Below are 12,301 nucleotides of genomic sequence, written 5' to 3'. Positions count from 1 at the left end.
TTGAGGGATAGAAGCCGTAAAACTGCGAACTAAGCAAACCCAATATACTTTTATGAGAGGGGCGTGATTTCCGCTACGGGAAGTCGCTTTAACTTTATCACAGCTCAAGTGCGACATCTGTTCAAGAACACCACTTTCACAGTGTCTTCTAGCCGCGGGCACGGCCTCAGCCTCCTCGCTCGCAAAGAACGCTCACTGTGGGGTCTTCGGACTCGTGCTGTTCCCGCAGGAGTCGACTTCCCTTCGCTCCAATCACTTCATGTTAAGTAGGTGCTTGGACGTTTTGCTCAAGAAATCAAGAATGAACGTGAACTTTTCGTGAGCAGCTCATACTAACTCAACTTATGAGTGGTAATTGCCGATTTCATGAGGCGCATTATACTTTCAATTCTCCTGCTTACAAAATCGAGAACGAGAGTAAGGACGCTTCACCAAGCTCGGGGAAAACACGGAGACTCCAGTGGGAGGATAAGCCTCGGTGAGACCCCGGAGCGCGGTAGCGCGAGGAGGCTCAGCAGCGCCCACGGAACGCGGAGTGTTTTCCCCGAGCGATTGCCAGAGGCAGTCACTCCAAGTTTCCGCTGATTCGCATTTTGTGTCTACTGTAACTGTGAAAAGAGCTTAACAAAACCCACTGTCAAAATCCAAATGTCATGATTTCAAACAAGCATCCGTCGACGTTTGTCCAAAACAGTCCGCGAGGTGCAAAGTCGTGGTCGGTGCGCATGTTTTCCCTGTCAAAAGGGCTGCTGCCGTAAGCAATGTCCTGTTTCTTGAGTTGCTTGAGGATCCGGTCAAAGGTCCGCCCATCCACATCAAACGCCATATGCTGCTCCAAACTGATTTGATCCCGCTCCATGAAATAAATCGAAAGCTCATTGTTTACCTGAACCGCTGAAAAGTCATAACCGGGCCCAGCAATTCTCCCGACACGCACCCCCATCACATCGGCAAATTCGCGCGCTGCTTTCTTGTGATCCTTGGCATATATCACCGTATGATCCAGTCTGATAGACATGTTCAGTTCCCCTTCCAAGTTACAATCTCTCTTAATTATATCACTTCGACTTTTTTCGTTAAGAAGAAAGCTGTTGGGTTTAAAAGTTAAAGGCCCCAATCCGCAAAACTTCCCGGATTGATAGCCTAACTCCCTGGATACTCATGGAAACTCCAGCGATAGGTAGCACAACTCCCCTGATACCTCCCAAAACTCCATTGATAACAACCCAAACTCCATTGATACTCGCAGAAACTCCCCAGATTGCCGCCACTCCCAAACCCGTTCCAAATAAATAAGCCAGACAGAACAACATGTTCCGTCCGGCTTACCTGCATACACCTCAAAACCCCGGCCTCACTCTAATACAAGCCCTCCAGACGTTCAAAGAAGTCAGGAAAGGACACATGAATAGCCTCGCTATTTTCCACGACAGTTTCACCCTCGGCAATGCAGCCCGCGATGGCAAGCATCATCCCGATGCGGTGGTCGCCGTGGCTGTTGACCGTTGTGCCTTTTAGCGGGGTGGGGCCATGAATGATCATCCCGTCGTCGGTCGGTTCAACATGGGCCCCCATTTTATTCAATTCCATTGCAACCGTATCGATGCGGTTCGTTTCTTTCACCTTTAATTCTGCGGCATCTTTGATCACAGTCCGTCCTTCTGCTTGTGTGGCAGCAAGGGCGATCACCGGAATCTCGTCGATCAGCCTTGGAATCAAGTCTCCGCCCAACTCAATGCCCCTCAAAGGCCCAGATTGAATGTGAAGATCGGCAGCTGGTTCTGCGCGTTTCTCGTCGAAGTGCTTTATGGTCAAAGAGGCTCCCATGTCTTGAAGCGCGTCAATGATCCCAGATCTGGTAGGGTTCATGCCGACGTTTTGAATCAAAATGCTGCTCTCTGGAACTACAGCGCCAGCTACCAGAAAGAAAGCAGCCGATGAGATGTCACCGGGAATGTTCAATGTGGTTCCTGTCAATGTTTGTCCGCCCTCGATGGCGATGGTATTTCCATTCACATCCACCTGTACCCCGAATGCCCGCAGCATGCGTTCTGTATGGTCTCTGGACAAAGCGGGCTCTGTGACCGATGTTGTGCCCTCAGCTTGTAATCCCGCGAGCAAAACAGCTGATTTAACCTGTGCGCTTGCGACCGGAGACTGGTAATCAATGCCTCGGAGACCGCCGCCTCGAACAGAAAGCGGGGTATACATGCCATTACCCCGGCCATCAATCGCAGCGCCCATAAGACGGAGCGGCTTGGCGATTCTGCCCATGGGCCGTGTCGCAAGTGAGGCATCGCCCTGCAAGACGGAATGGAACGGTCGGCCTGCCAGAATGCCCGCCAGTAACCGAATCGTCGTGCCGGAGTTTCCCAATTCAAGGACCTCCCGCGGTTCCTGCAAGCCCGCCAGCCCATTCCCCTCAATTTCAACATAAGCGTCTTCCTGGGTGATCGCCACCCCCATTTGCCTGAAACAGCTGATTGTCTGCAAACAATCTTCTGCGTTCAAAAAGCCGTTCACAATGGTTTTACCTTTTGCCAATGAGCCGAGCATCACCGCCCGATGTGAAATGGATTTATCACTCGGCACGTGCATCGTGCCGGTAAGCCCTTGTTTATTTTTTGCTACAATGTGTGACGACACGGAATCTCCTCCTCAAGCTGATGCATACGTCTGATAGGCGCTTTGTTCGAGTAATACTCGGGCCCGCTCACGATCTGACTCATTTTGAAAACTTACGCGCAGGACACCGAGCAAGCCTTCCCGTGCTTCCATAATATGAAGGTTGGTCACGCTGATCCCTTCTTCAGCCAGGAGAGCTGTAATCCGCGCAATGGCGCCTGGCACATCAATTACATCGACATCCAGATCATAGTAAGGCTGGAGTGCGCCTTTGGAATGGACCGGAAGTGAATCGCGATAGGTCTTGGCCGCTTCAAAAAATTGAAGGATCTCGGCTTCATCGTCTTCCGTCAGAACCATCTGGATGTGGCGCATTTCAGCCATCCAATTGTCCAATAGCTCCAGCAGATTACCGCGATTTTGTTTGACGATATCTTTCCACATAACGGGGCTGCTGGAGGCAATTCGGGTGATATCCCGAAATCCGCCTGCTGCCAGCATGCTGATCAGTGGATTTTCCGTGGCGTGTTTTTGGGTGAGGTTGACCAAACCAGCCGCAATCACATGGGGAAAATGGCTGATGACGCCTGTAATGGCGTCATGCTCCTCGGTATCCAGCACAAGAAAGTGTGAGCGTGTGCCGCTGAGCCAGTGTTTCAAATCCGCTATTTTGTCTGTCGGCGTATCGTCGCACGGTGTCAGCACGTAATAGGCATTTTCAAATAGATGAGCTTTGGCGCTTTCCACTCCTGTTTTATGTGACCCTGCCATCGGGTGTCCGCCGATGAACGTCAGCCCGCTTTCCCTTATCATCTCCGCAAATTTCATGACCCCGCCTTTGGTGCTGCCCGTATCTGTGATGATCGCATTTTTTCTGAGATTCAGACTAGGTAATTGCCTGATAAGCGGCTCCATGTTGAGCACGGGCGTTGCCAGGATAATTAAATCAGCTCTCTCCGCTCCGTAGCGAAAGGACGCGGCCTGGTGATCAATGATGCGGCGTGCCGAGGCTTTGTCCATTTCACTCTGATTCACGTCGTATCCATATATTTTAGCATCGGGATGGGCACTTTTAATGGCGAGGGCCAGCGACCCGCCGATTAAGCCGAGGCCTGCAATTAATACGTTACCTTTCATGCCAAGTCACCTTGGGGCTGTGCCGCCACATGCTGTTTCAATTCGTCAATGGCATGCCTGACCTGTTCGTTTTGATCTTTCGTCCCAATGGTAATCCGGGCACACGTTGGGAAACCCAATACGGCCCCCGAACGCACGATCAACCCTCTTCTGAGCAGAAACTCGGCTGCAAAGTCCCCGTCACATTGAAGATCGATTAATATGAAGTTGCCTTGGGTTGGAAAATATGAAAGCCCATGACGCTGGCAAAACTGATAATACTTTTCCTTTTCTTCTGCGTTTGCCTGTCGGCTTTCGGCCACAAAGTCAGGATCATCAAGAGCAGCGGCTGCCGCAAGCTGACCCAGCGCATTAGTATTAAACGGCGGTCGGGCTGGTTCTAATCGGCTGATATTTTCCGCAGTAGAAATGCCATATCCGACACGGAAACTGGCCAGCCCATAGCCTTTCGAAAAAGTTCTCGTGATGAGCAAGTTGGGATACACGTCAATCAATGCCAGCGAATCGTCAGGGTCATCAACATATTCGTAATACGCTTCGTCCAACACCACGAGCACATCACTCGGAACCGAATCCATAAACGTCCGCAATTCCGTTTGCGGCATATATATCCCAGTCGGATTGTTCGGGCTGCAGAGCCAAACAATCGCCGTCTCATCGTCAATGGCCGCAAGCATTTTGGACAGATCGTGACGCCCCTCCACGACAGGCACTTCTCGCACTTCAGCGCCTTCAATCACAGCATTATGTTTATACTGGGGAAACGTCGGTGTTGGCATGACGGTGTTTTTTCCGGGTTCCAGCAGTGCCCTGGACACAATCTGAACGAGTTCATCTGTGCCATTAGTGAAAATCAACTGGTTCTGATCGACGTCCAGGAAGCCGGCTGTTTTTTCACGCAATGTCTGTGCGCTCCCATCCGGGTAAAATCTGAAAGAGTCACCGAAGTTGTTTAACGCCGTATCGACCATGGGAGAATACCCGTATGGATTTTCATTCGACGCCAGTTTGACGATGTTGTTTAAGTTGTACTCCCGCTTCACTTCTTCAATCGACTTTCCCGGTTGATACGCTCGCAAATGAAGCATTTGTTCTTTCCATTTCATCGCTCTTCCTCCTCTGGTTAAAACGTTCGCTCGTGCGCCCGATGCTCAGCCACAGCTTGCTGAAGCACGTCGTAACGGTCACTCGAAAATTGGCTGGTGATCGCGGCGGCCAGTTCCCAGGCTACCATGGCTTCGGCAACAACACTTGCAGCGGGCACGGCACAGCTGTCAGACCGTTCGATGCTTGCTGTAAAAGGTTCTTTTGAATCGATATCAACACTTTGCAAAGGTTTCATCAGCGTCGGAATCGGCTTCATGACCCCTTTAACAACGATCGGCATTCCGGTTGACATGCCGCCTTCAAATCCGCCCAGGCGATTGGTGTCGCGCGTATAGCCGTCTTCTGCGCTCCACGCAATTTCATCGTGCACCTGACTGCCGGGTTTGCGTGCCATTTCAAATCCCAATCCGAATTCCACGCCTTTAAACGCATTGATGCTCATGATAGCCCTTGCCAAATTGGCATCCAGCTTGCGGTCATAGTGCACATAACTGCCCACGCCCGCTGGCATGCCCTCGACAATCACTTCAACAACACCGCCAATTGAATCGCCATTTGCCTTGGCGTCATCAATCGCCGCCATCATGTCTTTTTCCGCCTCTTCGTCAAAACAGCGGACAGGCGATTCCTCCGTACGGGTCTGTAATGCTTTCAAATCGGTATACGATGCGGGCTGTGCTGTCACACCGCCGATTTCAACGACATGCCCGGCGACCTCAATCCCGAGGCCTTTTAACACCTTTTTCGCAACCGCGCCCGCAGCCACTCTGACAGTCGTTTCCCGTGCCGAGGACCGTTCGAGCACATTCCGCAAATCCCTGTGACCATACTTGATGCCACCGGCCAGATCCGCGTGTCCGGGTCTCGGCCGTGTGACTTGCCGTTTTACCTCACTTGCGGCATCGTCGTCAATGGGCTCAATGCCCATGATGCCGGTCCAGTGCTTCCAGTCATGATTCGTGACGTTCAGCGCCAGGGGCGAGCCAAGCGTATGGCCATGACGCACCCCAGCAGTAATATCTGCTGCATCCTTTTCAATTTTCATCCGTCTGCCGCGGCCATGGCCTTTTTGCCTGCGCGCCAGCTCATAATTGATATCTTCCGCCGTCAACGGCATGCCCGCCGGCAGTCCTTCGATAATCGTTGTCAGTTGAGGCCCATGTGATTCCCCGGCCGTTAAAAATCTCATCGCTATTTCCTCCTATGCGTCCACTGCTTTTTGTAAAACCGGACCAGCAAGCCGATCCTTCATCTGCTTCAATTCCTGATGAAACACTTCGAACTCCGCAATATCCATCTGCTGCGCTGAATCTGAGAGTGCCACCGCGGGATCTGGATGCACTTCTGCCATGACGGCGTCTGCCCCGATCGCGAGTGCTGCTTTTGCTGCCGGAAGCAGTAAGTCTTTACGCCCGGTCGAATGGGTCACATCAACTACTACTGGCAAGTGAGTATTTTTCTTCAAAATAGGCACCGCTGAAATGTCTAATGTGTTCCGTGTCGCTTTTTCATATGTGCGAATTCCGCGCTCACATAGAATGATTTGGTCGTTACCGCGGGACATGATGTATTCCGCCGCATGCATGAATTCATCAATCGTCGCTGCCAGCCCGCGCTTCAGCAGCACAGGCTTGTGTACCTCGCCGACCGCTTTGAGCAGTTCAAAGTTTTGCATATTCCGGGCACCGATTTGAATCACATCAACGTAATCCAATGCTGTTTCCACGTCATGCGGTGTCAGGATCTCACTCACAACCGACATGCCCGTTTCATCGGCCACCCTTCTTAAGATCTGCAGGCCTTCAATCCCCAATCCCTGGAAGTCGTACGGTGACGTTCTCGGCTTGAACGCCCCGCCACGCATCAGGGTCAGCCCTTGTTCTTTCATCGCCAAGGCAACAGCTTTTACTTGCTCATAACTTTCAACAGCACACGGTCCGACAATGAAACGCTGTTCACCGTCTCCTATGCGCTCACCATTCACATCGACAACCGTATTTTCCGGATGCGCTTCCCGGGACACGAGCAACGCCTTGCTCTTATTATCCTCCTGAAGCTCCAAACTTGCTTTGAAAATTTCCTTGAAAATATGCTGAACCGTCGTTGCTGCGAAGGGACCGGTATGGTTTTCAGCAATCAAGTCCAGGGATTGACGTTCACGAACAGGGTCAAACCGGGTGACACCTTGCTCACTTTTCAAGGCCCCAATTTCCTGCACGATTTCCGCCCGTTTGTTTAACAATGTTAAAAGCTCCAAATTCATCGCATCTATTTGATCACGCAACTGTTCTAAACTCATTTTACATGCCTCCCAAAAATTTTTTAAATAAAAAACGCCCCAGCTGAATAACCAGCAGGGACGTTTGAACACGCGGTACCACCCTTGTTGTGAACGAAATTCCGTTCACCACTCGATATTTGATAACGGTCAAATGACCGCTTTTTCTCACATGAATGCGGGAAAAAGAAAGCTCCAGGACTGTAATTCATGTTGATCTATGGCTGATTCGCACTCACCATCAGCTCTCTGCAACAGGGAGACCAAACACTACTGTGATCCGTTCATAGCCTATTCATTATAAAATTAAAAAACGCCCCAGCTGACGCATCAGCAGGGACGTTTGAACACGCGGTACCACCCTTGTTGTGAACGAAATACCGTTCACCACTCGACATTTGATAACGGTCAAATGACCGCTTTTTCCCACGTGAATGCGGGAAAAAGAAAGCTCCAGGACTGTAATTCATATTTGATCTATGACTGATTTCCACTCACCATCAGCTCTCTGCAACAGGGAGATCAAACACTACTGTGATCCGTTCATAGCCGTTTTCTATAGAACTTGAATTTTTAATAAAATTTTAATTCTGTTCATCATACCGGGTTATGAATGGAATGTCAATGGGTATTTCAATTATTTTTTAAAAAGATTGAAAGAAGGGGGAGAGGACGCGGCAAAACGCCCCTGATCGGATAACGTGGGAGGGCGGGAGGAACTGAATGTGCATATCCAGGAGTGAATGTGCAAATAAACGTTTGAATGTGCAAATCCGGGAATGAATGTGCAAATAAACGTTTGAATGTGCATATCCGGGAATGAATGTGCAAATCCGGGCCCGAGTGTGCATGTAAGCGTTTGAATGTGCAAATCCGAGAACGAACGTGCATATGTAGGCTGAGACAAGTCAGTTCAGTGCATTACTGGAAGCCTCTGCGTAAAAGGGTTACGTATAATGAACAATGGTCACTTGCTGCAAAAGAACCTACATTGTTACCTTATGGCATATAGCATATAATGCTTCATAAGGAGATGATCTTTATGACTAACATTAAACCAATTTCGGATTTGAGAAAATATACAGAGGTACTCAATGAGGTCGCTGAGGGAAGTCCGGTTTATTTAACCGAAAACGGACGTGGAGCATATGCAATTGTAAAAATTGAGGAGTTAGATAAACTGAAAGCAACAGTCAATTTATTGGCGAAATTAGAGGTGGGTGAGAAATTAGCAAGAGAGCACGGCTGGTTGTCGGTAGAGTATGTTGAAAATCAATAAGAATCGTAATTTGAACAAAAGGGGAGGAGTCAGCTCCCCCATGTCATTAAAGCTTCAAGTGTCTGACATCCTTTTTCCCACTACACCCGAGCCCGTTCCTCCGCGCTGTAACACGGGTAACTGCCAATAATACTCACATGACATCCCAGTGCCTCTAATTCCGCTTGCACCCCTGGAATCAACACGTTATCCTTTACCTGATCCGCATCAATGATAAAGAAATAATTGCCCAGGCCTGTCTTCGTTGGACGCGATTCAATTTTAGACAGGTTGATTTGCCGCCACATGAATGCGGACAACACCTGATGAAGGGCACCGGGGAAGTTTGACGGCAATGTAATAATCATCGTCGTTTTATTTTTTAAAGCAGTCTTATGATCAAGTTCCAGCCGTGCGCTCTCGCCGCTCAAGACTACAAAGCGGGTATGGTTATTGTTATAATCATGCACGTTCCATTTGACGATCTCCAATCCATACAGCTGGGCAGCGGCTTCATTGCCGATCGCACCCAGGCATTCCTCGGGATGGTTTTTAACCCATTGCGCGGCTTCGGCGGTGGAATTCTTGAACGTATGCCCGGCGTCCGGAAATGTGCCGGTTAGAAAGTGGTGGCACTGCGAAATGGCTTGTGGATGTGAATGGATACCGGTCACGTTCTGCCATGCGTTGGCATGCTGCGGATGGACCATCAGATGCTGTTTGATCGGCACAACCACTTCCGCAACAATGGGCAACGCCTGCTGATGAACGAGATAATCAATGGTCAAGTTGACTGAGCCTTCAATGGCATTTTCAATTGGAACGATACAATAATCGACCGCCCCACGAACAACATCCTCCATACATTCCGGAATCGTCTTGCAAGCGTGAAGCTCACCGCTAGGAAAAGCAGTTCGTGCAGCCATTTCTGTGAAAGTTCCCTTAGGTCCTAAAAATCCTATTTTCGTTATCCGCAATTTTGATTCCTCCGAACGAATTTTTAATTACTATACTATGGGAGTTGAGGGCGGATTACAAGAGCGAATTTCTATTGATAATGCTGATCCAGTTGTTTAAATTTGTTGATCATGTACTTGAATACAACCGCTATTATAAAATAAGGCACGACTGAATAGATATGTTTCCAATGATATGGTTCATATATTTGTAACCATATCAGGAGGGGCTCCAGCATAAATGCGAACACTAAAGCATTGATTGCGGAGGCTCTTAAAAAAGTCTTCCATGTTTTAAAGTACTGGTAAATCACCATATAAATAACAGGCATGAGCACCTTATGTATTTCAGCAGTTACAGGAATAGGTGTTAACGTATTGGGGTAACTCCATAGCACCAATGCAACGCCTATTGAGTCTGCTGTGAATGCTAGAGTTGTCACAAGACATCCGTATGTGATGATCTCGAATATTCTCTTTTTATCTAAAATCATGATCCAACCTGCAAAAGCCGCAATGGTTGTAACAAAAAGAACCCACCAACTGAAGGTAAACAGATTTTCGTTTAACCAATATTCTATTTTTGCATCTCTAAACTGCTGTGTTAATTCAAGAACTTCCTGCCAAGTAGGCTGCATCCCGGCGCCCCCCCTTTTAGTTGGAATTAACGTCCATGTATTAACGAGTGACTTGAGGTCCACTTATGATGGATATAGAAGAAAATAAATAACATCCAATCAGATGCATACGAGAATCCTATGTTCCACCATAAGCCATGCTCAATATAGCCAGTGGACATAAAAAACATCTCAAGCATGATGACGAAAACAGACCAATAAAATATATAGCGTGCGAGCGACAATACAGTTTGCTTTTTGGGGAGCAGCTGAAGAAAAAAGTAGATCACGACAAAATATAACCCAAATGCATTCAGTAATTGAATCCAAAATGTTTCCAGCTTTGACCCCGGGTAATGCCATAAAGGATAAACATATATCATTAAATCCGAAAGCAATGCCAAAATAATACCTACATAGCCAGTGAGCACATACAACGGAAATTTCTTCTTGTTGGAAAATAGTAAAAATGCTAACCAGCTTATTATAAAAGTGACTGTTCCACTGAACACTGAATAAACACCTTCTATCGTCAAAAGAGCCGTAATGATTGTAATGTTATCTTTTTACAACCTGCCGAAACTATACTTGCATGAAAACATCATACCTATTCTGAATTATTAATGTTATACTCATTATATGAATTCAAGAGGAGTTAAAAAGGAGACTTCAAACATGGCCGCCACTCACTCTGAAACGCAAAAACGTCCTTGGTACTTAAGGAAAGTTTGGGTATATGTCATGTGTTTTATATGTTTGCCTGTTGGCGTCATTAATGTTGTGATCCATCGAAATGTTTGGGAACGTGAGGAACGCAGGGGATATATAGGCGTCATTATCATTTTGAGTTTCTTTTGGGTATTGAACCTTTTACCGTACTAATGAGCGGGAAAGCCCATTCCTTCAGGTGTGGGATGAGAGCGAATATATTAAGACATGATCTTAAAAATAAAAGGTTCAAAACAATTAAAATAAAACTGGAACATATGTTCTATATTTGATATAATACAGTTGAGGAGGTGAAATGGTGCCAACAATTTCTCTGAAAGTAGAATTGCTAAAGCCGACAATAGAAAAACAAAATGTGTATCAAACAATGACACAAACAAACACGGATTTCGCTAATTGGCTTTTGACTTATGACGATCTGAACAAAGCGACATCCAAAGTTTTCAAGCTGTTCTCATCCAACAAACACCTGCCCTCAGCAGTTGTTAACCAAACGATTCGAGACGTGAAAAGTCAAAAGGGACACCAAAAAGCGAAAAGATATAAACGACTTTGGTGTGCTTTCAATAACCAAAACGCCAAAATAGAATATGACAGCCTTTATAAAATCAGCTTCCCGACACTTGAAAAACGCATCGGCGTGCCTTTAGTCGTCCGACCGTTTCAGCAAAAATGGCTCGATAAGATTTTAAACGGTGAAGCCAAACAAGGTACGGTTGACCTTTTTAAAAAGAGAGAACGCTGGTTTGTGACAATTGCCATTTCCTATGACGTAGAAAAAACGACCAATGAGAAGGTATTGGGTATTGACCTTGGGTTGAAAAACATCGCCACATGCAGTGTCGGCACGAAAAGTTTATTTTTTAAAGGCAATCAAATAGCCTTCAAAAGAAGAAGATTTTCTTCAAGAAGACGCAAGCTGGGCAAGCTGAAAAAACTTCAAGCTATCAAAAAATCAAAAGATAAAGAGTCCCTTTGGATGAGAGAAATGAATCATACCATATCCCGTCGAATCATACGGTTTGCCAGGTCCAACGGTGTTGGACTGATCAGAATGGAAGATTTGACAGGTATTCGCATGGCTAAATCAAAAAAAGAAGCAGGCAGAAACCTAAACAATTGGAGTTTCCATCAGCTTCAGACATTCATTCAGTATAAAGCAGAAATGGCAGGCATCACGGTTGAATATGTCGTGCCAAATTATACATCGCAAACATGTAAATGCGGAAATTGTGACAAGCAAAACCGCAATGGTTTGAGGTTCAAATGTAAAAAGTGCAGCTATAAAAACCACGCGGATTTAAATGCAAGCATCAATATCGCAAAAGCCCTGTCAGGCATCTCCAAACATAAACAAGTTATATAACTCGTGTACCGATAACAGGTATACCGCCAATTGCGGTACAATTCATAACGCAGTTGGACGGGGCCATGGCAGCCCCCTTAACTTGAGGCTAGTTCAAAACTGAAAGGGACTGCGAACGTCTTAGCACTCGAGAATCCCACTGCTTCAGCTGTGGGAGTGTCAACCGATGATTTGTCAGGAACAATTTTCTTTATAACATTAATAGCACTAATGATCATTGGTTCAATC

General features: G+C 47.1%; 11 protein-coding genes and 2 other annotated features. Of the genes, 2 read left to right on the top strand and 9 right to left on the bottom strand.

What is annotated here, in order from left to right; genetic code table 11:
• Positions 1–637: 637 nt before the first annotated feature.
• From JNUCC1_RS07610 to JNUCC1_RS07585, 6 genes are all read right to left on the bottom strand, one after another.
• Positions 638–1,018 carry a VOC family protein gene (locus tag JNUCC1_RS07610; RefSeq protein WP_156644820.1) on the bottom strand — a complete coding sequence of 127 codons (381 nt, stop codon included), beginning with the start codon at positions 1,016–1,018 and terminating at the stop codon, positions 638–640.
• Between the two features lie 341 nt (positions 1,019–1,359).
• Positions 1,360–2,646, bottom strand: a complete 1,287-nt coding sequence (aroA, locus tag JNUCC1_RS07605) for a 3-phosphoshikimate 1-carboxyvinyltransferase (RefSeq protein ID WP_331713659.1) — start codon at positions 2,644–2,646, stop codon at positions 1,360–1,362.
• 12 nt (positions 2,647–2,658) lie between these two features.
• Positions 2,659–3,762, bottom strand: coding sequence for a prephenate dehydrogenase (locus JNUCC1_RS07600; protein WP_156644819.1), 1,104 nt, complete (start codon positions 3,760–3,762; stop codon positions 2,659–2,661).
• Positions 3,759–4,868 carry a histidinol-phosphate transaminase gene (gene hisC, locus JNUCC1_RS07595; RefSeq protein WP_156644818.1) on the bottom strand — a complete coding sequence of 370 codons (1,110 nt, stop codon included), beginning with the start codon at positions 4,866–4,868 and terminating at the stop codon, positions 3,759–3,761. The genes JNUCC1_RS07600 and hisC overlap by 4 nt, the downstream gene beginning before the upstream one ends.
• A 17-nt stretch (positions 4,869–4,885) precedes the next feature.
• On the bottom strand, positions 4,886–6,058 hold the full coding sequence (gene aroC, locus JNUCC1_RS07590; RefSeq protein WP_156644817.1) for a chorismate synthase: 1,173 nt from the start codon (positions 6,056–6,058) through the stop codon (positions 4,886–4,888).
• Between the two features lie 12 nt (positions 6,059–6,070).
• Positions 6,071–7,168: a bifunctional 3-deoxy-7-phosphoheptulonate synthase/chorismate mutase gene (locus tag JNUCC1_RS07585; RefSeq protein ID WP_156644816.1), complete on the bottom strand. Its 1,098-nt coding sequence runs from the start codon at positions 7,166–7,168 to the stop codon at positions 6,071–6,073.
• 53 nt (positions 7,169–7,221) lie between these two features.
• Positions 7,222–7,444 (bottom strand) — a binding site (T-box leader).
• A 35-nt stretch (positions 7,445–7,479) separates the two neighbouring features.
• Positions 7,480–7,703 (bottom strand) — a binding site (T-box leader).
• Positions 7,704–8,189: 486 nt separating this feature from the next.
• On the opposite strand from JNUCC1_RS07585, the gene JNUCC1_RS07580 reads away from it, so the two are divergent.
• A complete protein-coding gene (locus JNUCC1_RS07580; protein ID WP_156644815.1) occupies positions 8,190–8,426 on the top strand; it encodes a type II toxin-antitoxin system prevent-host-death family antitoxin in 237 nt (78 codons plus the stop codon).
• Positions 8,427–8,506: 80 nt separating this feature from the next.
• Here JNUCC1_RS07580 and pheA read toward each other — a convergent pair whose 3' ends face one another.
• The 3 genes from pheA to JNUCC1_RS07565 form a co-directional block, all read right to left on the bottom strand.
• A complete protein-coding gene (gene pheA / locus JNUCC1_RS07575) occupies positions 8,507–9,376 on the bottom strand; it encodes a prephenate dehydratase (protein WP_331713729.1) in 870 nt (289 codons plus the stop codon).
• 77 nt (positions 9,377–9,453) lie between these two features.
• Positions 9,454–9,999 (bottom strand): CBO0543 family protein, encoded by a 546-nt coding sequence (locus tag JNUCC1_RS07570; RefSeq protein WP_156644814.1) that lies wholly within the window; start codon positions 9,997–9,999, stop codon positions 9,454–9,456.
• 26 nt (positions 10,000–10,025) lie between these two features.
• Positions 10,026–10,490, bottom strand: a complete 465-nt coding sequence (locus tag JNUCC1_RS07565) for a CBO0543 family protein (protein ID WP_156644813.1) — start codon at positions 10,488–10,490, stop codon at positions 10,026–10,028.
• A gap of 515 nt (positions 10,491–11,005) precedes the next feature.
• Between JNUCC1_RS07565 and JNUCC1_RS07560 the strand changes: the two genes are divergently transcribed.
• Positions 11,006–12,073: an RNA-guided endonuclease InsQ/TnpB family protein gene (locus JNUCC1_RS07560; protein ID WP_331713728.1), complete on the top strand. Its 1,068-nt coding sequence runs from the start codon at positions 11,006–11,008 to the stop codon at positions 12,071–12,073.
• The last annotated feature ends 228 nt before the right edge of the window (positions 12,074–12,301 follow it).

Source organism: Lentibacillus sp. JNUCC-1, assembly GCF_009741735.1.
Taxonomy (GTDB): Bacteria; Bacillota; Bacilli; order Bacillales; family Amphibacillaceae; genus Lentibacillus_B.
This window is presented reverse-complemented; position numbering and strand designations above follow the sequence as displayed.